Consider the following 22,633-nt stretch of genomic DNA (forward strand, 5'->3'; position numbering starts at 1 on the left):
TAAATTCATTAAAAAGCACAAGTGAAATTTAAAGATAGAACCTTAATGCAAATTGCAGATATGATTTGCGGAAATTCCACATCGGACAAAAGTTTTTTTGAATATAGAAGTAGCTCATACTTAACAAAATTTTTCAATGATGCTGATACAGACTATCAGCACGATGGTTCGACAAGAAATCGTTGGGTTGCTGAGGTTCTTCGTCAAATCCTTGACGAACCTCAACCGTATCCCAACACACCATCTGAAACGTTCTCTCGTGTCATCACAACTTTAATGGATCAAAGAGACGCGTCAAACGAGGGACTTGATCGTCCGAACGCTTTAAATGAACTTAACTCGGCTTTAATAAGAGAGGGCTATGAAGCATTCTATGCTGACGACAAAAAATGCTATTTAAAGCACATAGGCACTTCTACTATCGCAAAACCAGCCCCTAATCCACACAGACCATTTTCCACTACTGAATTAAAAAAACGTGAACAACTTACTTCTTATCTAAATATATGTAGTGAAGATGATTTAATATCTGAAATTCTATTACCACTGTTCAGACAATTAGGATTTCATAGGATAACTGCCGCTGGACACAAAGACAAAGCATTGGAGTACGGAAAAGATATTTGGATGAAATATCTTTTGCCGACACAACATGTTCTTTACTTTGGATTGCAAGTAAAAAAAGGAAAACTTGATGCGTCTGGTGTAAGTAAGAATAGCTCTGCAAACGTTGCAGAAATTTATAATCAAGTTTTGATGATGTTAGGTCATGAAATATTTGATCCAGAAATCGGCAAGAAAGTATTAGTTGATCATGCATTTATAGTTGCTGGCAGAGAAATCACCAAAGCAGCAAGGAATTGGCTTGGCGGTAAACTCGATGCTTCCAAGCGAAGCCAAATAATGTTCATAGATAGAGAAGACATTCTAAATCTTTACATTGTAACCAATTTGCCACTACCGGACAAGGCTATACAGAGCCATGAAGTAAATGGGTATAACGACCTACCGTTTTAGCATCTTCCAAGCACATGGTCTGTATTCTAACCACTATCCTACTTTAACATCGGCTGCACGTTAGTCAAACTATAAATTCCGGCAATTAAATCATCGCTTGGATTTACGCGCATGGTTTTGGATGGCAGGTCAATAAAAAGGTTATCTTCACCGTCTTTAATCATGAAACGCAGGGCGCAGTTTTTAACTTCGTATTTTTGATTATTAGCCAGTACCATTTCATTAAGGTTGTTAACCATATCATCGTTAAGGCTATGCAAATGCATACAAATAGTGAGCGATTTGGTCATCTTATCGCGCATTTCTGATAGCAGATTAATTGACCCAAGGCGCATATCCCAGTTGTCCTTCTGGCGATACTTTTCTTCAACAGTTCCTTTCAACTGTACAAAGAAACCATCGCCAAGCAGGTTACGGAATTTAATATAATCATCGCCAAAAAGGGCAAACTCGTAGCTATCGTAGTAATCTTCGATTACAAAGGTGCCAAAAGGTTTACCGGTTTTAGTCATTTTGTGCTGTACGTTAGCCATTAGTCCCCCAATGCTCAGCTCGCCCATTCGGCGCAGTTGCGCAAAGCGCTCAACAACATCAGCCGGTGCTTCGCCCCCGCGCATGGTTACCAATACTTTTAAGTCTGATACAGTATTCTGGCAATATCGCTCCAGCTCCAACTTATAGTTATCTAAAGGGTGACCGGTTAAATAAATACCAATCATATCCTTTTCGTACTTCAACTTTTCTATCAGCGCCCATTCTTCACAAACAGGCATGGCAGGCTCGGGTATATAGGCCTCAACGGTTCCACCAAATAATGATGATTGCGAACTGCTTTGCGTGTTTTGATAATCGTTGGAGTATTTAATTAATCGTTCGATACCGGTTAGCAAGCCATTTTCGGTTTTGGCAAAAAACTGTGCGCGGTTTAAACCAAAACTGTCGAACGCACCGCTGTACACCAGGTTTTCATAAGCCTTTTTATTTACGTTGCGGGTGTTGCTGCGCTGGGCAAAATCAAAAACCGATTTGTAAGGGCCTCGCTCATTGCGCTCATCAATTATACTTTCAATAGCTTTTTCGCCCACACCTTTTACACCGGTTAAGCCAAAGCGTACGTCTCCCTTTTTATTTACCGCAAAGGCCATGTCCGATTCGTTAACATCCGGCCCCAATACATTGATACCCATGCGGCGGGTCTCTTCCATAAAGAAAGATATTTTATCGATACTGTTTTGGTTATTCAGTACCGCCGCCATGTACTCTGATGGGTAATGTGCCTTTAAATAAGCGGTTTGGTAGGCCACAAACGCATAACATGTAGAGTGCGATTTGTTAAAAGCATACTGGGCAAAGGCTTTCCAGTCGGTCCAAACCTTGGTAAGTTTATCTTTAGGGTGGCCTTTGGCCATTGCCCCATCCATAAACTGCGCCTCCATTTTGTTGAGTACCTCAATTTGCTTTTTACCCATAGCTTTACGCAAAACGTCGGCATCGCCTTTACTAAAGCCTGCCAGTTTTTGCGATAGAAGCATCACCTGTTCCTGGTATACGGTAATACCATAGGTTTCGCCCAGGTATTCTTCCATGTCGTCCAGGTCAAACGTCACATCTTCGAGGCCATGTTTACGTTTTATAAAGCTGGGTATATACTCAATCGGCCCTGGTCGGTACAGGGCATTCATGGCAATCAAATCTTCAAACCTGTCGGGCTTTAACTCACGCAGGTACATTTGCATACCATCACTCTCAAACTGGAACGTACCGTTGGTATCACCGCGTTGGTACAGTTCGTAGGTTTTCTGGTCGTCTAACGGAATGTAATCTATATCAATATCACGGTCATGGTTCTGCTTAATCATGCGCAGTGCATCCTTAATAATGGTTAGGGTTTTTAAGCCCAAAAAGTCCATCTTAATTACACCGGCATCTTCAATTACACGCCCGTCATACTGCGTTACAAGCAGGTCAGAGTCCTTGGCAGTGGCTACAGGCACAATGTTAGTCAGGTCATCGGGCGCAATAATAATACCTGCCGCGTGCACACCGGTGTTACGCACCGAACCTTCCAGCTTTTCAGCCTCGCGCAGTACCGTAGCTTTTAAGTCGTTACCCTCTTTAATGGCCTTAAGTTCGGGCACCTGTTCTATTGCCTGTTTAAGGTTGATGCCCAGAGTATCGGGCACCAGTTTTTTAAGCGCGTTTACATCGCTTAGCGGCATGTCAAGCACCCGGCCAACATCTTGTATACTGGTGCGGGCAGCCATCGAACCATAGGTAATAATTTGCGCTACCTGGTTTTTACCATACTTATCAACCACGTAATCAATAACCCGTTGCCTACCGGCGTCATCAAAGTCGGTATCAATATCGGGCATTGACTTACGGTCGGGGTTCAAAAAACGTTCGAACAGGAGGTTATACTTAATAGGATCGATATTGGTAATACCCGTACAGTATGCCACTACCGAACCTGCTGCCGACCCACGGCCAGGCCCGATGAATACGCCCATATTACGACCCTCTTTAATAAAATCGGCCACAATGAGAAAGTAACCCGCAAAGCCCATGGTTTTAATGGTAAAAAGCTCAAAGTTTATGCGCTCTTCTACCTCGGGTGTCATTTCCTTATAGCGCTCGTAGGCCCCGGTAAAGGTTAAGTGCTTTAAGTATTCCCACTGATTTAACACATCAGATTCCGGTCCGTCGTGTATTTTAAACTCAGGTGGTATAGGGAAATTGGGTAGCATGATGTCGCGTTTCAGCTTCAACACTTCTACCTTATCAACAATTTCGTTCGTATTATCTAATGATTCAGGCAGGTCATGAAATAGTTTGCCCATTTCAGCCTGAGTTTTGAAGTAAAACTGATCGTTAGGAAATCCAAAACGATAGCCCCTTCCGCCCTCATCATCAGTTGCAATAGGCGTGCTTTGCATATCGCCCGTATTTACACACAGTAAAATATCATGTGCATTAGCATCCTGCTGATCTACATAGTGCGAGTCATTTGAGCAAATAACCTTAACGTTAAATTTTTTGGCAAATTTAAGTAAGGTGTTATTAATTATTTCCTGCTCGGGTATTTCATGACGCTGCAACTCTATATAATAGTCTTCGCCAAAAAGGTCAAGCCACCATTTAAACTCAGCCTCAGCCTCCTCTTCTGTACCCTTCAAAATAGCTTGTGGTACCGATGCGCCAATACAGCAGGTGGTTGCTATAAGTCCTTCGTGGTATTTAAGTATAAGCTCCTTATCAATACGTGGCCATTTACTGTATAGCCCTTCCATATAACCCAAAGAACATAACTTAATTAGGTTTTTATACCCCTGAGGATTCTTTGCTAAAAACAACTGATGATGACGAACGTCTTTTTTCTCTTTGGTAAACTGTTTTTTATGACGGTCTTCTACCACGTAAAACTCACAGCCTACAATGGGCTTTACATTGTGCTTGCCGGCTTCGGCTACAAACTTAAACACACCAAACATGTTACCATGATCGGTTATGGCAAGTGCTTTCATACCATCAGCAGCTGCCTTTTTATACAGCTTTGATATATCGGCGGCGCCATCTAAAAGTGAAAACTGGGTGTGTACGTGTAAGTGAGAAAAATCGGGCATAACAAAATCCTTTCAGCAATTACAAAAGTACGAAAAACCGCTCCCTGTTAAGGGTGCAACCGGCAAAAGTTATCTACAATAAATGTAAGTTATTAAGATTTACAGCTATAAAAAAACATTTCGTGCGGTTCAAAGTTTTATAAGCAATTTGCCGTTGCTCTCGTCAGTTTAGCCACAAAGGCATGCGCTTTGTTGTATACAAAGCACCACACTATTCTTCATCTACAAATTATAATAAATTGGGAAAATTTGGACGTATAGCTTTAAAAACCATTTTATGGATAGTTGCGAGTGTTATATTTCTGGTATTGCTTGTAGTAATTCTTATACAGGTACCCGCTGTACAACAGTTTGCAAAAAATAAAGCCGTAAACTTTTTAGAAGGTAAAATTGGCACCAAAGTAGAAATCGGACACATTACCATTGGCTTTCCTAAAATGCTGGTATTGGAAAAGGTTTACTTTGAAGACCAGAAACGCGACACCCTTATAGCAGGTGATAAACTTAAGGTTGATATTAGCATGCTTAAGCTGCTTAAAAGCCAGGTTGAAGTTAACGAGATAAACCTGCAGGGTATTACGGCCAAGGTTAGCCGTGGTGCTGACAGTACTTTCAACTTCGATTACATTATAAAAGCTTTTGCAAGCGAGAATAAAAAAGAGCCAAAGCCGGAAGATACCACATCTACCCTCAAAATATCACTTGATAAAGTTGTACTTGATAGAATAAACATTGCTTACAAAGATGTAACAACCGGCAACGACGTTAAATTTTTGCTGGGCCATTTTGATACACGCATCAAAGATTTTGATTTGGATAAGATGAAATTCAGCATTCCCAAAATCAATTTATCAGACGTTAATGCGCGCATCATTCAAACTCCTGCGGGTTCATCAATAGCGCAGGCGGCTACCGTTGATACGGCTACTACCCCACTTAGCCTTGACTTAGATTTAGGTACTATTGATGTTAACCGGGTTAAGGTTGATTACCGCACCAACGAAATGAAAGCCAACGTTAACCTCGGCAAATTCTTGGTGGAGATGAATGATATTGATTTGAAAAATCAGCGCGTTGGCGTTAAAAGCATCACACTTGATGATACTAAGGCTGGCTTACGCTTGGCCAAACCACAAACAGTGGTTACCGCAGTGGTTGAAACTGCTAAAAAAATTGACACTTTAGTTACGCCGCCGCAAAGCAACAAGCCTTGGTACGCCACCATTGGTAAAATAAGCCTTGCCAATAATGATATTAAATTTGACAATGATGCCCAGGCACCACTGCGCCGAGGATTGGATTTTGGGCACATGGACATTAAAGGCCTGAGCACTGACATAGAAGACCTTTCATATAGCCCCGACACTATTGCCGGTAAGGTTAACCAATTTACTTTTGCCGATAAAAGCGGGTTTAAGCTTAATGAATTCCGCACGGCGTTTATGTATGGCGCTAAAAACGCTTACCTCAAAGACCTTTATGTTGAAACACCAAATACAGTCATCCAGCGCAATGTAGAGGTGGCTTACCCTTCAATAGAAGCCATCACGAAAAACATCGGTTTATTAAGTGTTGATGCCAATGTTGATGGAACACGCATTGGCTTGCGTGATGTGTTGCTGCTTATGCCAACAATGGCCTCTATGGAACCATTCCGCAGCACGCCAAATGCATCATTCAGGGTAAACGGCCGGGTAGCCGGTATGGTGAATGATTTGCGCATTTCAAACTTTGAAGTTTGGGGCTTGTCAAATACGCACATTAAAACATCGGCCGTATTAAAAGGCATGCCTGATGTTAAAAAGGCGTACTTTGATGTTAACCTTGCCGACTTTACTACCAGCCGCCGCGACATTTACCGTTTAGCACCGCGTGGCACCATTCCGCCAAGCGTAAGCATACCCGAGCGAATGAGCCTTAGCGGTAAATTAAAAGGTAGCATGCAAAATTTGACTACTCAGCTTAATTTACGCTCTAGCTATGGAAACTTATCTGCAGCGGCCAATGTAAAAAACGCTATGGACATGAAGCGTATTTCTTACGCTGCTAATGTAAAAGCTATTAACCTCAATGCCGGAGCGCTTACCAAACAGCCTAAAATGGTAGGTCGCCTTACACTAAGTGCCAATGTTAAAGGCGCCGGGGCCGATCCTAAAAACCTTAATGTTGATTTTAGCGCGAACGTAGCAAGCGCACAAATACAAGGTTATAACTACCGCAACCTGGTTGCAAAAGGCAGCGCCCGCAATGGCGCCTATGTAGCCAAAGCCACCATGCGCGACCCCAACATCAACTTCACGCTTGATGCTAAAGCCAACATGAGCAAAAAGTACCCGTCGGTAAATGCAACGCTTTTGGTTGACAGCATAAATTTACAACGCCTCAACTTTGTAAAGGATGATATGCGCTTCCACGGTAAAATTGTTGCTGATTTGCCAACTGCCGACCCTGATTACTTAAATGGCAGTGTTTTACTTACTGATATGCTTTTGGTAAATAAAGGCCAGCGTATACAGTTAGATACCGTAAGTGTTATTTCAACAGCTAACGCTGATAGCAGCAGCCTGCGCCTTAAAACTCCTTTTTTAACCGCCCGCTTAGGTGGCAAATACAAACTTACCGAAGTTGGCGCCGCGCTGCAGGATAATATAAACAAGTACTTCAATACAGCATTGGCCGCAGCACCTGCTGTTCAAAGTAAAGCAAAGCCGGTTAAATATTCTCCGCAACAATTTAGCTTTAACCTAAAAATGGTTAAAACGCCATTAATAACGCAGTTTGTGCCCGATTTAAAACAGCTTGACCCCGTGATAATAAATGGACGTTTTGATAGCCAGTCGGGTTTATTACTTGTAAATGGCAGCATACCAAAAGTTATTTATGGAACCAATACCATTGATAACGGTAAGCTTAACATCAACACCAATAACAATGCTCTTAATTACGGCCTTACATTTGACCAGGTAAAAGTTGGCGAAAGCTTAAAACTGCTGTACCCTGGCCTAACCGGTAATGCACAAAATGACAAGCTTAACCTTAGCCTGCAAGTGCGCGATGCAGCACGCAAAGAACGCTACCGCATTGCAGGCGTGTTTAGCGTGTTGCCAAACGAATACCAGTTTAGCTTTTTACAGGATGGCTTATTGTTAGATTACATGGCTTGGGCTGTAAATCCAAACAATGCATTCCAGTTTGGCAGCAAAGGCATTTTAGCGCGCGATTTTTCAATTACCAACAGCAATCAAGTACTGAGCGTTACCAGCAATCCGCAGCAATTAAACGCTCCCTTAACGGTTAACTTTAACAATTTTCATATTGAAACCCTTACCCGTTTAGCGCAGCAAGACTCATTGCTGGTTGGCGGAACTATAAACGGAAACGCCACAGTAAGCAACCTGCAGGCCTCTCCTGTTTTCGTAGCTGATATGAATGTTGGCGATTTTAACTTTAAAGGTGATACTGTAGGCAATATTGCCATAAAAGTAAATAACCAAACTGCCAATGCTTATGCAGCCAACGTAAACATAACCGGAAAAGGTAACCAGGTTGACTTAACCGGCATGTATTATACTGATACCCCAGAAGGCAGATTAGACATGAACCTGAACATTGTAAACTTAAGTATGAAGAGCATTGAAGGCTTCAGCTTTGGCAGTATCAGGAGAGCAACCGGTAACATAACCGGCGGATTGAAAATTACCGGCACAGCATCTGCACCAAACGTACGCGGCGATGTAAACTTTAACCAGGTGGGCTTCAACGTTTCTATGCTCAATTCATATTTTACCATGCCGAAAGAAAGCATTAGCTTTAACAATGAAGGTATACGCTTTAATGACTTTACCATGGTTGATTCCACTGGAAATAAAGCAGTTATAAGCGGAGCTGTTTACACTAAAACGTATAAAGACTTTAGCTTTGGTTTAGATATCAATGCCAATAACTTCCGTGCAGTAAACTCTACCCGTGCCGATAACAAGTTGTTTTACGGTAAGCTTTACATTGATACACGTGTAAAAATTCGTGGTGATATGGCTAAACCTGTGGTTGATGCAAGCTTGACCGTTGATCCGCAGACAGACATGACCTTTGTGTTGCCAACCACCGACCCAAGCATTGAAGACCGTAAAGGCGTTGTTGAATTCATCGATGCCGATGCACCAAAACTTGATTCAATTCTACTGGCTAAAAGACTTGATTCGTTGCGTAAATCTGAACTTACAGGTTTGGATGTTAACGCCACCATCAATGTAAGTAAAGAAGCCAACTTTAACATTGTGATTGATGAGCGCAACGGCGATGTGGTTCACATTAAAGGTGATGCACAGCTGAGCGCAGGTATTGATCCAAGTGGAAAAATCAACTTAACAGGTACTTATACAGTTAATCAGGGTTCTTATGAGCTATCATACGGTCCGGTTAATCGTTTGTTTAGGTTTAAACAGGGAAGTACCATTGTTTGGAACGGTGACCCTACCGACGCCAATGTTGACCTTACTGCTATTTACGTAGCCAACGTACCCCCTATTGATTTGGTTGAAAACCAATCGGGCGGTACTGATGCGCAAAGCACAGTTTACAAGCAAAAGCTTCCTTTCAATGTAAACTTAAACATGCAGAACAAATTGCTGACCCCTAAAATTGGGTTTGATATTGTACTACCTGACAGCAACTACACGGTATCACAAACAGTAGTTAATACTGTTAACACACGCCTTGAGCAAATACGCCGCGATCCTAATGAAATGAACAAGCAGGTGCTAGGTGTACTTGTACTGGGCCATTTTATTGGTGATAACCCATTACAAAGCCAGGGCGGCAGTGCCGGTGTTGAAGGAACCATACGTAACAGCGTAAGCGGTTTACTTTCAAACCAGTTGAACAAACTTGCCGGTGATTTAATTGGCGGCGTTGACCTTAACTTTGATTTGCAGTCGGGCCAGGATTATTCTACGGGTACCGAGCAGAACCGTACCGACTTAAACGTTGGCTTATCTAAACGCTTCCTAAATGATCGTTTAACGGTTACCGTTGGTAATAACTTTATGCTCGAAGGCAAACAACAGCCTGGCCAGCGTACAAGCACCATTGCGGGCAATGTAATGTTAAATTACCGCTTAACTAAAGATGGCCGCTACGCACTGCGTGCATACCGCCGCGACCAGTTTATTGTAATACAAGGCCAGGTAATTGAAACAGGTGTGGGCTTCTCGTTAAATGTTGACTACAACCGCTTCAAAGAAATTTTCTCGAAAACTAGTCGCGAAGAAAGGGCACTTATACGTGAACGCAAACGTGAGGAAAAAGAGAAAAAGGAGCAACAAGAACAAAAAGAGAAGGATCAGCAACCTGCCGAAGAACCTAAAAAGGCAACAACAGACAGTACCTCAACCGAAAGCATATCTACATTTGAACCATGATTAAAAAATCAGCATATACACTTCTAACACTCACGGTTATTGCAAGTAGTTGCAGTACCACCAAACAATTACCAGCCGGACAAAAGCTGTACACCGGTGCTGATATTAATTTTACTGATAAAGACATATCAAAAAAAGAGCAAAGTCTTATAAAAAGCGATTTACAAAGCTTATTACGACCTAAACCAAATGGTAAGATAGGCCCGTTCAGATTTAAGCTGTGGGTATATCAAAAAACGCGCACAAACAAAACCAAAGGCTTTAAGCACTGGCTTAACACCAAGTTTGGCGAAGCGCCTGTCTTAGTTAGTGCTGTTGATCTTACGCAAAACAGCTCCATACTACAAAACCGTCTTCAAAACCGCAGTTATTTCCAGGCACAGGTTACGGGCGATACAGTAGGAAAAGAAAAAGTTGCTAAAGCTGTTTACACAATATCGGCCGGACCATCATACAAGTACCGCAACATTATATGGCCGTCAGATAGTAAAGATCCGCTTGATACGGCAATTGCCGGTACCTCAGCTCAAACTATATTGAAGAAGGGTGAGGCTTACAATTTAGACGCTATAAAGGCCGAAAGACTACGTATTGATGCACGTGTAAAAGAAAAGGGCTTTTATTACTTTGCACCCGAAAACCTCATTTTACGTGTAGACAGCACAGTTGGTAATCATGAAATTGATGGCTATGTTAAGGTTAAAGACGAGGTGAGCGAACGTGCACGTAGAATTTACACCATTGATAATATTTACATTTACCCCGCTTACAGCCTGCGCGATACTTCTTTAAGGTTGCAGGACAAAGTACCTTATAACTGGTACAACGTAATTGACAGCAGACGCCGCCGCACCATACGCCCATATGTGTTTAAAAATACGGTTTTGTTACGCCCGGGAGAAGTTTATAATCGTACCGATCATACCAATTCATTAAGCAGGTTTGTTGAATTAGGACCATACAAGTTTGTAAAAAACAGGTTTGAAGACGTATCTGCTGATTCCTCAAAACTGAATGTGTTTTACTTTTTGACTCAGTACCCAAAAAAATCATTATCATTTGATGCGTTGGCTCGTACAACATCAGCTAATTTCAACGGTACGCAAGTAAACGTAAACTGGCGCCATCGCAATGCTTTTTTAGGTGCTGAAGCACTTACCATTACCTTATTTGGCAGCACCGACGGACAGATATCAGGAAACGCCGGTGGTGGTAACGCTCTTTATCAATATGGCGCACAGGCTACATTATCATGGCCGCGGTTTATTAGTCCGTTTAATTTTAAGGCCGATAATGCTTACATACCCCGCACCAATCTGAGTGCTGGTTACTCAATCATTAATCGCTCAGGCTTGTATAATTTGAGCTCTATCAATGGTTCATTTGGCTACAACTGGAAACAAAGTGTACACAAAAGTCACGAGTTAAACCTGTTGAACGTTACTTATGTAAAACCTACCAACGTAACTCAGGAGTATACAGATAGTATTGTTACTACACGTAACCCTACGCTTAAGCACGTTATTGACCCGCAGTTTACGTTTGGGCCAAGCTATAGCTATACGTATACCAACACTACCGAAACTTATCGTACCAATTCCATTTACTATAATGGCCGCATAAGTACCTCAGGCATGTTAACAGGTTTACTTACCGGTGCCGATACCATTGGCGGTAATGCGAAGAAAGTGTTTGGTACCAATTTCAATCAGTATGTAAAACTGGAGAATGAAATACGTTTCTTTCATAAATTGGGTGTAAAAAGCTCATTTGCAGCACGCTTCATTGCAGGCGTAGGTATACCAATGGGCAATTCAACCATATTACCGTACAGCCAGCAATTTTTTATTGGCGGTGCTAACAGCTTACGCGGTTTCAGGGCGCGTTCACTAGGTCCGGGTACGGTTGACCCTACCCAATACATCAGCGGTACTACAGGCTTTATTGCCGATCAGTCGGGCGATATTAAATTGGAGGCAAGTATTGAGTACCGTCCGCATTTATTTAGCATAGTATACGGCGCTCTGTTTGCTGATGCAGGTAACATATGGAATGCGCGCGGCCATCAACCGGGTGGTACTTTCAGCAGCAACTTCCTTAAGCAACTGGCAACCGACGTAGGTTTCGGTTTACGGTTTGATGCAAGTGTGTTAGTGCTGCGTACCGATTTTGGTTTCCCGCTTACCAAACCATTTACGCAAAGTAACCCGGCAATTAACTACGATAAAATGGTATTTAACCTTGCTATAGGTTATCCGTTTTAAATCGCCCTTTCAATATAGCTTACAGGTCCTTTTGATGTTAAAACAAAAGGACCTTTTGTTTTTAAGGACATTTGTAAACCTATCTCCTACCTTTACAATTATGAAAGTAAACATTCCGCTGCAAGTAATTGATATGGAAAGTGACGGCTGCCATTTGCTTGCAGATGTTAAGATAGGGCGAAAAAAATATAAAATAGTACTTGATACCGGCGCATCAAAAACGGTGTTTGATCAAAACACGCTGGCTAACGCTGGTAACGTTGATATTAAGGCCACCAACCGCTTATCGGCAGGATTAGGTACCGTAACCATGGAATCATTTACAGCTGTAATTGCAGACTTAAAATTAGGCCGACTAAAGCTAACCGACTTTGAGGTAGCAGTGTTAGATCTATCAAGCATTAACCAGGCTTATTCGCAACTCAACCATCCGGAGGTTTTGGGCGTGCTTGGAGGCGATATATTGATGAAGTACAAGGCTGTAATAGACTACCAAAAGAAACGGCTGCGATTGGAATCCTGATCACAACTATAATCAATAAGCAAAATGGCCGTTAAGCAAATTGCATAACGGCCATTTTTATCACAGTATAACGTATTAGCTACTCTGTTTTCATCTCCTCCTTGGCCTTTCGCTCATACTCATAATCTCCCCCTAAAAGGTACCCCCAGGGCCTGAGCGGACCAACGTGGTCAAAAATTATTTTAAATATAGCTATTACCGGTATTGACAAAAACATACCCGATAATCCCCAAAGCATTTCACCCAGCACAATGCCAATAAATGTTATTAGGGCATTCAACCTTACCTTCGAGCCCACAACCATTGGAAGTACGACGTTTGCATCAATAGCGTGTATTGCTACCACCACAATAGCTACAATAATTGCTTTGGTTATAGCGCCTGTAGCAAATGTAATAAGCGTGCTTAGCAACAAGGCCGAGAAGATGCCCACATAAGGTATAATATTGAAAAGCGCAGTTATGATACCTAACAGTATGGCATATTTAACGCCTATTATCCAAAAAGCTACACAGGTTAATATAGCAACTATTACCATTTCCAACAAAAGTCCTACAATGTACTGACGTAATATGCGCTGCACATTCTCTACAATAGTGTGTACTACCGGTGTTGCTTCTTCGTCAAACACAAATAGTATAAAACGGAACAGCAATCTGCGGTACAGCAGAATTAAAAATGTAAACAGTATGATGAAGATGTAAAACAACAACAATGATGATACAGCTCCGAAGGTGGTACCTAAAACCGATGTTCCTGAAGCTACAATTTTGTCGGCGGTATCATTTACATAAACCATTTGCTTTTCGGCGTTGATATGAAAAGTGCGCTGTATCCACAACTGCACATCAACCGCCGATTTGCTGATCTGTTCTTTAAGTAAAGGCCAGTCATGCGCCAGGTTGGTAATTTGTGTACCAACCAAATACATTACGCCCGTTATGAACAGCACCATAAGTAATATAGCTGCAAAAGCTGCCATACTGCGCGGCATTTTACATTTTTGCTCAAAAAAGTTAGAGAGTGGTAGTAAAAGAATTGCAAACAAGAACCCGAATAAAAGCGGATCGAGTAACTCTTTTCCTAAAATAATAAGAAAACCAAGTGCCATTAGCCCAATGAGGACCAACGCAAACTTTACATAAAAAGGCAACGATATGGATTTGTTGAACATAGGTGATGTGCGGCAATTAATTAGCTCATAAACACAGGTTGTTATGATATGTTTCGGCTTGTACTACAAGTAGTTTACAACCCTGTCGAGTACATCAGTAATGCACTTTTGCATTACATGGTATGGTTGTTTACTAAATTGATGCTTTACACGGTTGGCCAGTATAACATTAAATGAAATAGCCTGATGACCCAGGTTTGATGCTAAGCCGTAAATGCCTGCCGTTTCCATCTCCAGGTTAGTAATGCGTTGATTGTTGTGCTCAAACTTTTCAATTATAGAAAGCAGTTGTGGCGTTGATGATTTACAACGCACCTGCCTGCCCTGCGGCGTATAAAAACCCGGGGCAGTAATTGTTATCCCCTGAGGCAAATTATGCGCAATAGTGTTAAGCAGTGAGGAACCGGCTGAGGCAACATAAGGGTGTAGTTGATAATGCTCCGGCAAACTGTTTTCGAAGGCCGTTAACAAACGGGCTTCATCTGCGGTAAGCTCATGGTCGTAATAATGCATTAATGGATCAAGCCCTATGGCAGCTGCTGAAACCAAAACCGTGTCAACGTCTAAATCAGCCTGCACAGCACCAGATGTGCCAATGCGTATGATATTAAGGCTTCGAAGGTTTTTGTTTACCTGCCGCGTTTGCAAGTTAATATTTACTATGGCATCAAGTTCATTCAGTACAATATCAACATTATCGGTGCCAATGCCTGTTGATATTACTGTTATACGCCTTTGGCCAATGTAGCCGGTATGCGTTAAAAACTCCCGCTTACCTTTTTTGAGTTCGATATGATCGAAATGCTTACTAACCTCGCCTACTCTATCCTGATCGCCAACGGTAATCACTGTATCTGCAACTTCATCGGCCAGCAGGTTAATATGGTATAGGCTGCCATCCTCATTTAATATCAGGTCGGTTTCTGAAATGTATTCCATAATCATAAAATTTATAAAGCATATTGCCGTTTGCCGGTAGTTAACCACTTAAGTAGATAAACTAATTCAGCTGCAATTTGTAGATAAATTACACAACTAGTTAAACAAATTATGGCAAAATATTCGGCAAAGGCACAGGAGAAGGTAGGCGAAACTGTGCACGAAATGAAAGAAGGAAAATTGAAAACCGGCACCGGCAAAAAAGTAACCAGCAAAAAGCAGGCGGTTGCCATAGCCCTATCAGAAGCGCGTAAAGAAGGAGCGAAAGTTCCTAAAAAGAAAGACTGATATTAAACAAGAAGAGCCACATTAAATTGTGGCTCTTCTTGTTTAATATGTCGAGGGCTTATTTAACCATAAACGCCACTAGCTTATCACCCCACGAAAAATGAACTTTTCCGGCAGGCTCAATGGCAAATTTCAATCTTTCCACAAATTCTTTGGTTTTTGCAGTTTTAACGGTTATACGCAAAACGTCATCACCTTCTTCGTATTTAGTTCCCCAGTTTTTAACGCCTTTATTAAAAATTACGGTCCATTCTTTTTCACCGGGTATTGAGTATAAAGCATACTGACCAGCTGGCAATGCCTTACCTTCAATCTTCACATCCTTGCTGAAAGAGATTGTAGTAGCATTATTGGCACCTGTGCGCCACACTTTACCGTAAGGGGCTATGTCGGTACCTATAGTACGGCCCTTAACAGCAGGCTGGCTGTAAGCCACTTCAATGGCAACGCCTGCTTTCGTTGTTGCTTTTACGGTATCAGGCGGACTGGCAGGTACTTTTTTTGCCTGTTGTGCTGATGCGGTGAAGGCAGTTAAAATTAAACCGGTTACGGCAAATAGTTTAAATAATTGTTTCATGGTATTGTATGTTAAATTTTCCGATTACTTGTTTATTTTGGTTGCAAAGGCATCAATTATCTTCATTAACGTAACAGCCTCATCAATAGTACATGGATTAGCTTCCCGGCCGTTTATATAGTTCACCATGCTTTCAATCATAGGTAGTTGAATATTTTCAGGGTGCTCAAAGGTGAATACTTGTTGGTCAGATGCCGTTTTAAGGGTTACACTATCGCCAAAAACCGGGAAACTGATTTTGCCTTCGCTGCCTATAATTTCACAAAGGTCTGTGTTCTCTGTTTCGGCAACATTAAAACACCACGATCCATTAAGTACTACGTTGTTTTCAAACACAACAGATCCGCAAACATGATCATCAGCATCAGTGGCTTGTGCCTGGTTAAGGCTAAAGCCGGAGTAATGCACGGGGTTGCCAAAAAAGTAAAGCATTAAATCTAGCTGGTGGGGCGATAAATCATGAAAGTACCCTCCACCCGATACATTGGGTTGCGTACGCCAGTTAGGTGCGCCTTTGGTTACCAGTGCCGGTTTACGACTTTGCCACAAGCGTAATTGCACGGTGCGTACATTGCCAATACGGCTTTGTTCCAAAAGCTCCTTAACTTTTAAAAACATGGGTAAACGGCGCCGATAGTGCGCAACAATAAGTTGTCCGTTATATTGCTTTACAGCGTCAGCCAGTTGTTGTGCCTCATGAGCATTCATGGTAACCGGCTTTTCTACGTAAACAGGTAACCGTTTTTGCAATGCAGCTATAGCATAACTCAGGTGTGATGAGGGTGGCGTGGCAACGTAAATTGCGTTTACTTCATCGTCGTTAATTAAATCATGGGCATCGCTGTACCATTTGTTAACATTGTGGCGCTTTGCATAATCGGCTGCTTTGGTTGCATCGCGGCGCATAACGGCCACCAGTTTGCTGCCCGGTACTTTATTAAACGCCGGACCGCTCTTTTTTTCGGTTACATCGCCGCAACCTATTATTCCCCAGTTAATGGTTTGCATCAGGGTTTATTTTGTAATATTGTTTCTATCCTGTTCAGTTCATCAGGTGTAAAGGCGGTATTTTTCAAACACATCAGTGAATCAGCAAGTTGTTCGGTCTTACTGGCACCTATAAGTACTGAGGTTACCCGCGCATCTTTCAATAACCAGGCCAGTGCCATTTGAGCAAGCGTTTGGCCACGGCCAAGTGCTATCTCGTTCAGTTGCTTAATTTGCTCAACCTTTTCACCGGTAATTTGCGCTGTTTGCAAGTGTCCGCTTGATTTTGCTGCTCTTGAATCCTGAGGAATACCATGCAGGTATTTGTTGGTTAGCATACCTTGCGCAAGCGGTGAAAACGGAATACAACCTACGCCCTCCTGTTCAAGTACATCCAGCAAACCGCCTTCAACCCAACGCTCAAACATGGAGTATTTAGGTTGATGAATAAGACATGGCGTACCTAAGTCTTTTAATATGCTAATGGCCTTTTTAGCTTCTTCTGCCTTGTAATTTGATAAACCTACATATAGGGCTTTACCTTGCCTTACCAGTAAATCAAGCGCAGCCATGGTCTCTTCCAAAGGAGTTTCCGGGTCGGGCCGGTGATGATAAAAAATATCTACATACTCCAGTCCCATACGCTTTAAGCTTTGGTTTAAGCTGGCTACCAAATACTTTTTTGAGCCCCAGTTGCCATACGGTCCCGGCCACATATCATACCCGGCCTTACTTGATATAATCAGCTCATCGCGGTGAGCGGCAAAGTCCTTTTTAAGTAAATGTCCAAAGTTTTCTTCAGCAGAACCATAAGGCGGTCCATAATTATTAGCTAAGTCAAAATGGGTTATGCCGCTATCGAAAGCCAGGCGCAAAATGCTGCGGTAGTTTTCAAAAACATCCACGCCGCCAAAGTTATGCCACAGGCCCAGCGATAGAGCCGGTAATAAAATACCGCTATTGCCACAACGGCGATAAGGCATATCCTGGTAACGATTAGGTGATGGTAGGTAGGTCATTGGTGGTTATTAATTCATGGTTGATGATTCGTGAAAAACATATCAGGAAACTGCTTTCTTGATTTTCAGAGCTACTATAAACTACAGACTATCAACTTTGGACACCTTCCTTCCAAATATATTAAACTATTTCGGCCACTACAAAGGTGCTGCCGCCAGCAAATACCAAATCTTTTTGGGTTGCCGCTTCCTGCGCTGCTTTTAACGCCAATGGCACCGATGAATAGCTGCTACCCTTCAAACCCACAGCTTCGGCCTGCTCTTTTAACAATGCAGCATCTAACCCACGTGGCATATCGGGTTTACAAAAATAGTAGGTAGCATTTTGGGGCAACATACTTAGTACCTTGGTAATATCCTTATCATTCACCATACCAATTACAAAGTGCAGGCGTTCATACTCAACTGCCGAAATATTTTTTAACACCTCGGCAATACCATCGGGGTTATGCCCGGTGTCGCATATTGTCAGCGGATTTGTGCTGAGGGTGTACCAGCGGCCCTGTAAGCCGGTAAGTGCGTTTACCTGCTTCAAAGCGTCAGCAATATGCTCATCGGAAATCATGAATCCTTGCCCGCGCAATTCATCTACTGCCGAAAGTACGTTACAAACATTTTTAAGCTGATAAGTGCCTGTTAGATCAAGTTGCAGGCAATAAATACCAGCCGGGAGATTAACTCGCTGTGCAACAATAGAAACTAAGTTTTTTTCTTGCGTATTTTCAGTTCCATGATCGTCTCTGCTCACATTCCATTGTTGTGATGCAAAAACAATGGCTGCATCTTGCTCATTCACCTTATTCAAAAATACGTCCGCTACTTCTGGCTGGTATTCTCCAATAATTACAGGTGTGTGTGGCTTAATTATCCCTGCCTTTTGCGTGGCAATTTCAGGCAAGGTGTTGCCCAGCATATTCATGTGGTCCCAACCAATATTGGTGATAATTGATAATAGCGGACTAATGATATTCGTGGAATCGAGCACACCGCCCAAACCAACTTCAATAACAGCAACATCAACTTCATGACGTGCAAAGCAATCAAAGGCCAATGCAACGGTCATTTCAAAAAAAGATGGTTCTATTTGCTCAAATGACTGTTTGTTTTGCTCAACAAAGCTTACCACCTCTTCCTTACTAATCATTTGTCCGTTGATACGCACCCGTTCTCTAAAATCTTTTAAATGCGGCGACGTATACAAACCTGTTTTGTAGCCGGCTGTTTGCAACACGGCAGCCAGCATATGCGAAGTTGAGCCTTTACCATTGGTACCACCAATATGTATGCTTCTAAACTTTTGATGCGGGTTATCAAGTCGTTCGCAAAGCGCAATAGTGTTGGTTAAATCTTTTTTAAATGCCGACGCACCTACGCGGGTAAACATGGGCAGTTGATTGTAGAGGTAGTCGAGGGTTTCCTGGTAAGTCATTTTCTTAGTAGCATTGCCGGTAGCAGTATGCAATATTCAAAAATGCGTTAAGTTATGCAGTTTAAGGCACAATTTTAAAGAATAGAATTGATTGCGCTTAAGAAAATGAAACAGTGAATGACGGGCTGCTTATTGTACTTTGAATACAAAAACTACCGTACCCTGTTGCATATCCGGAGCATTTTCGAGTTGATTAAGGCGTGAGCGTTTAACTGCTTCTTCGCATTTCTCTATCAAATTCTGGTCGGTTATGGTTGTGCCCCTGGCACCGCCGCGTGCATAGGTTACGTTGCCGTCCTTATCAACCCTGATGTCAACTACTACTTTACCGGTATGACGACCGTCATCAGTAACTGCCGGCTTGCTTATGAAGTTACGCTGCGGCATACCGGTTAAATTACCACCATTACCTGAGCCTGTTCCATTGTAGTTGTTGGTAAGCGTTGTACCTGTGGTTTTGCCCTGGTTGCCGGGGGTTGACCCGTTGCCATCGCCTTCGCCGGTACCGTTATTGGTTTTGCCCTTATATAAGGCATTTTGATTAACGGTTGGCTTTGGTGTTTCTTTAGTGGGTTGTTGTTGTGTGGCTACCGCTTGGGTTGGTTTTTTATCGTTGCTTATTTCAGGTGCGTCCTCAGTATTTTGAGTTACTACCTGCTTACTGGCATCTTCTGTTGGTGTTACCTGCTCGGTTGGAGGTGCGGTAGTTACCTTATCAGGCTTTTGGCCGTTGGCTTGTTCGGCAACTGACGGTTCTTCGGTGCTCATGTAATCGTCACCCATACCTTCATCTACCGTTCCGTAATTTACCAGTATGCCTCCGGTACCGTCTTCCTGCTTTTCAGGGTGCTGAAAGACAATGAAATAACTCAAGCCAATTAGCATAGCCAGTATAATACCGGTTGCTAAAAAGGCTTTAGGATAATTATTCTCTTCCTTACGGTAATTCATACGTATTACTTAGGCTCGGTAGCCAGTACCAGTTTAATGTTTAGTTTTTGGGCTATGTCCATTACCTGCACCACATCCTGTATGGCAACGGTACGGTCAACGTGCAGTACAATAGTTAGTTCATTTGCTATGTTTTTGTAGCCTTCAAGTGTAGCCTGTAAGGCCTCAACCGATACTTCCTTTTTTTCTACATAGTAACGCAAATCCTGCGTAACTGATACCGTAATGGTTTTTTTTGAAACCGCCTGCCCCGATGATGATTTTGGCAGCATCAGCTTGATTACGTTTGGATTAGTTACTGTAGATGCGATAAGAAAAAACAGCAGCAAAAAAAACATAATATCATTCATAGCCGATGTATGCACTTCGGCCGATGCCCTGTTATGTCTCTTTCTTAAATTCATCGGCTTGGCTCCTCCAGCAAATCAATAAACTCAATGGCGTCAGTTTCCAGTTTTAAAATAACTTTATCGACCATCATGTTCAGTATATGGTAACATACATAAGCAATGATACCAACAAACAAACCTGCTGCCGAGGTTACCATTTTAACGTATAGACCACCTGAAATTACACCCATGCTGATGTTATCAGTTTTCGATATATCGTAGAATATTTTGATTACCCCTGCAATGGTACCTAGGAAACCAAACATTGGCGCTATACCGGCAACAATACCCAATATACCAATATTCTTCTCCAGTTTTGATACTTCAAGCTTACCCACATTTTCAATGGCGCCTTCAATATCTTTTATAGGCCTGCCAATACGCAATAAACCTTTTTGCAGCATACGGCCAAGAGGCGAGTCGCTGTTACGTGCCACGGCCACGGCTGAATCAAGCTTACCGGCAGTAATGCTTCCTTTAATCTGGCGCATCAACTCCGACTCATCTTTTGCTGCCTTACTGATAGTAAAAAAGCGCTCAAAGAATATCACCAAACCTAACACAGCCAGTATACCAATTGGAATCATTACCCAGCCACCTTTAATCAAAAGGTCGCCAAAGCGTAAATCATCAACAGGTGCAGCAGGCGTAGTTACCGGCTGAATGGCCTTATTTACAGTATCAATAACTTGTTGAGCAGTATCAGTTACCTGCGTTAATAGCGTCATTATATTTACTTTCTAAGAGTTTCAACGTATAATTTCCAGTTAAGTACTTTTCCTTGCTTAACCAGTTGTTTTTTTGCTTCCTGTCCTTCGGTATAGGTTGGGTAGTAGCCCAATGCCACTTTAAATAATTTGCGCGAGTTTTCAAACGGTGATGCGCCTATGCCAACTGCCTTGTACCGCTCTGATGCAGCCTTTGCCAGCTCAAGCGTGCCGTATGAGCCGCCAACCAGCACATAGTTATAGTGATTAGAATTAACTACCGTACGCGCAGCAACTGCAGGCGTTTCTACTTCGGGCGCGTACTCGGTTGACTCGGGCAAAGCTGTATTCCTGCTTACAGTATCAGTGGCGGCAGGTGCCTTAATGATAACGGTATCAGACGGTGCCTGCGTATTAACTTTTACCGAATCCATACTTGGCGATGCTTTTTCGCCTCGGTCGCTTACTTTAGGGGTATTGTCATCAGCTGTATTTTTCAATATCATTATTACAGCCGCAGCAGCAATAACCAATACAAGCCCCAAATAAAATGGCAGACGCATATAAAACGGACGGGCAGCAACCTCATCATTATTGTCTGCAATAGGTAAAGCCTCCGCTTTTTGAGCTTGTGGCACATTGGGTTGCGGTTGTGGCACAACAGGCGCAGGTCGTTCAACCTTATGCTGTACCGGCTTAGGCTGGCGCACTAAAGGCGATATAGAGGTTGCAGGCTGCGCTTTGGCAACAGGTGATTCATTTAAAGCCTCCGGTGCTTTGCCAAGTTCCTTTTCAATTGAAAAAGTTACCGGAACGGGCTGTATCGTTTCTTCGCCAGCAGTGGCGGAGTTTGCCGGTTCGGCGTTAATTTTCGGTTCAGTACTTTGAGCAACAGATGATTGGGGCTCGTTTTTAAGCAGACTAACTGGTGCAAAACCGAATGCTGCAGTAGCTTCTGTTGTTTCAGATGCCGGCCTGAAACGAAGTGTATCAACTTCTCTTGACAGCCAACCAAGGTTGCCAATCATAGCCTCACCTATTTCGGCCTGCTGCAAGGTATTTTGTACATACCTGTCTAAAAAAAACTTTGCTGATGATACCGAAACCTTACTCTTATCGGTAAGGTATTGCAGCAATACATCATCGCTTACAGTGGTTTGCTCAAACTCGGTAGCAAAATATGGCGGGTATAGCTTACCCTCTTCAGCATTATAATAGCCTCTTTTACGAACCTGTTTAAACACACCAATATCTGGTATGCCAATGTTGCCACGTTCGTTAAGCAGCTCTGATATATATACTGAAAGATCCATTTTTTGTAAGCAG

General features: G+C 42.5%; 16 protein-coding genes. 5 read left to right on the forward strand and 11 right to left on the reverse strand.

Features of this window, described 5'->3' with window-relative positions; translation table 11 throughout:
* Positions 1-21: 21 nt before the first annotated feature.
* Entirely contained in the window at positions 22-1,017 is a 996-nt protein-coding gene (locus QZ407_RS16600) for a hypothetical protein (RefSeq protein WP_295773105.1), read from the forward strand.
* Positions 1,018-1,055: 38 nt separating this feature from the next.
* Here the strand turns inward: QZ407_RS16600 and dnaE are convergent, their stop codons facing one another.
* Entirely contained in the window at positions 1,056-4,640 is a 3,585-nt protein-coding gene (gene dnaE, locus QZ407_RS16605; protein WP_295773109.1) for a DNA polymerase III subunit alpha, read from the reverse strand.
* 182 nt (positions 4,641-4,822) lie between these two features.
* Here dnaE and QZ407_RS16610 point away from each other — a divergent pair, with 182 nt between their 5' ends.
* The 3 genes from QZ407_RS16610 to QZ407_RS16620 all read left to right on the forward strand — a co-directional run bounded on the left by QZ407_RS16610 (position 4,823) and on the right by QZ407_RS16620 (position 12,847).
* Positions 4,823-10,060 (forward strand): translocation/assembly module TamB, encoded by a 5,238-nt coding sequence (locus QZ407_RS16610; protein ID WP_295773111.1) that lies wholly within the window; start codon positions 4,823-4,825, stop codon positions 10,058-10,060.
* Positions 10,057-12,324, forward strand: coding sequence for a BamA/TamA family outer membrane protein (locus tag QZ407_RS16615; protein ID WP_295773115.1), 2,268 nt, complete (start codon positions 10,057-10,059; stop codon positions 12,322-12,324). The genes QZ407_RS16610 and QZ407_RS16615 overlap by 4 nt, the downstream gene beginning before the upstream one ends.
* Positions 12,325-12,424: 100 nt before the next feature.
* Positions 12,425-12,847 (forward strand): retropepsin-like aspartic protease, encoded by a 423-nt coding sequence (locus tag QZ407_RS16620; protein WP_295773119.1) that lies wholly within the window; start codon positions 12,425-12,427, stop codon positions 12,845-12,847.
* A gap of 79 nt (positions 12,848-12,926) precedes the next feature.
* Here QZ407_RS16620 and QZ407_RS16625 read toward each other — a convergent pair whose 3' ends face one another.
* Both QZ407_RS16625 and QZ407_RS16630 read right to left on the reverse strand, forming a co-directional pair.
* Positions 12,927-14,021, reverse strand: coding sequence for an AI-2E family transporter (locus QZ407_RS16625; protein WP_295773121.1), 1,095 nt, complete (start codon positions 14,019-14,021; stop codon positions 12,927-12,929).
* A 63-nt stretch (positions 14,022-14,084) separates the two neighbouring features.
* Positions 14,085-14,960, reverse strand: a complete 876-nt coding sequence (locus tag QZ407_RS16630; RefSeq protein ID WP_295773123.1) for a nucleoside phosphorylase — start codon at positions 14,958-14,960, stop codon at positions 14,085-14,087.
* A 111-nt stretch (positions 14,961-15,071) separates the two neighbouring features.
* On the opposite strand from QZ407_RS16630, the gene QZ407_RS16635 reads away from it, so the two are divergent.
* A complete protein-coding gene (locus QZ407_RS16635; protein WP_295773126.1) occupies positions 15,072-15,248 on the forward strand; it encodes a DUF6496 domain-containing protein in 177 nt (58 codons plus the stop codon).
* A 58-nt stretch (positions 15,249-15,306) separates the two neighbouring features.
* Here QZ407_RS16635 and QZ407_RS16640 read toward each other — a convergent pair whose 3' ends face one another.
* From QZ407_RS16640 to QZ407_RS16675, 8 genes are all read right to left on the reverse strand, one after another.
* A complete protein-coding gene (locus QZ407_RS16640) occupies positions 15,307-15,825 on the reverse strand; it encodes a DUF2911 domain-containing protein (RefSeq protein ID WP_295773129.1) in 519 nt (172 codons plus the stop codon).
* Between the two features lie 24 nt (positions 15,826-15,849).
* On the reverse strand, positions 15,850-16,833 hold the full coding sequence (locus QZ407_RS16645; RefSeq protein ID WP_295773132.1) for a Gfo/Idh/MocA family oxidoreductase: 984 nt from the start codon (positions 16,831-16,833) through the stop codon (positions 15,850-15,852).
* The gene (mgrA, locus tag QZ407_RS16650) at positions 16,833-17,831 is read right to left on the reverse strand and encodes an L-glyceraldehyde 3-phosphate reductase (protein ID WP_295773134.1); all 999 of its coding nucleotides are present in this window, start codon (positions 17,829-17,831) and stop codon (positions 16,833-16,835) included. The genes QZ407_RS16645 and mgrA overlap by 1 nt, the downstream gene beginning before the upstream one ends.
* A 121-nt stretch (positions 17,832-17,952) precedes the next feature.
* A complete protein-coding gene (locus tag QZ407_RS16655; protein ID WP_365335694.1) occupies positions 17,953-19,293 on the reverse strand; it encodes a folylpolyglutamate synthase/dihydrofolate synthase family protein in 1,341 nt (446 codons plus the stop codon).
* Between the two features lie 96 nt (positions 19,294-19,389).
* Entirely contained in the window at positions 19,390-20,211 is an 822-nt protein-coding gene (locus tag QZ407_RS16660) for an energy transducer TonB (RefSeq protein ID WP_295773136.1), read from the reverse strand.
* 5 nt (positions 20,212-20,216) lie between these two features.
* Positions 20,217-20,615, reverse strand: a complete 399-nt coding sequence (locus tag QZ407_RS16665) for a biopolymer transporter ExbD (RefSeq protein WP_295773139.1) — start codon at positions 20,613-20,615, stop codon at positions 20,217-20,219.
* Positions 20,612-21,328 (reverse strand): MotA/TolQ/ExbB proton channel family protein, encoded by a 717-nt coding sequence (locus QZ407_RS16670; RefSeq protein WP_295773141.1) that lies wholly within the window; start codon positions 21,326-21,328, stop codon positions 20,612-20,614. Before QZ407_RS16670 ends, QZ407_RS16665 begins: the two co-directional genes overlap by 4 nt.
* A 5-nt stretch (positions 21,329-21,333) precedes the next feature.
* Positions 21,334-22,620 (reverse strand): SPOR domain-containing protein, encoded by a 1,287-nt coding sequence (locus QZ407_RS16675; RefSeq protein ID WP_295773144.1) that lies wholly within the window; start codon positions 22,618-22,620, stop codon positions 21,334-21,336.
* Positions 22,621-22,633: the final 13 nt, after the last annotated feature.

Origin of the sequence: uncultured Mucilaginibacter sp., from assembly GCF_913773635.1 — a bacterium.
Classification (GTDB): domain Bacteria; phylum Bacteroidota; class Bacteroidia; order Sphingobacteriales; family Sphingobacteriaceae; genus Mucilaginibacter.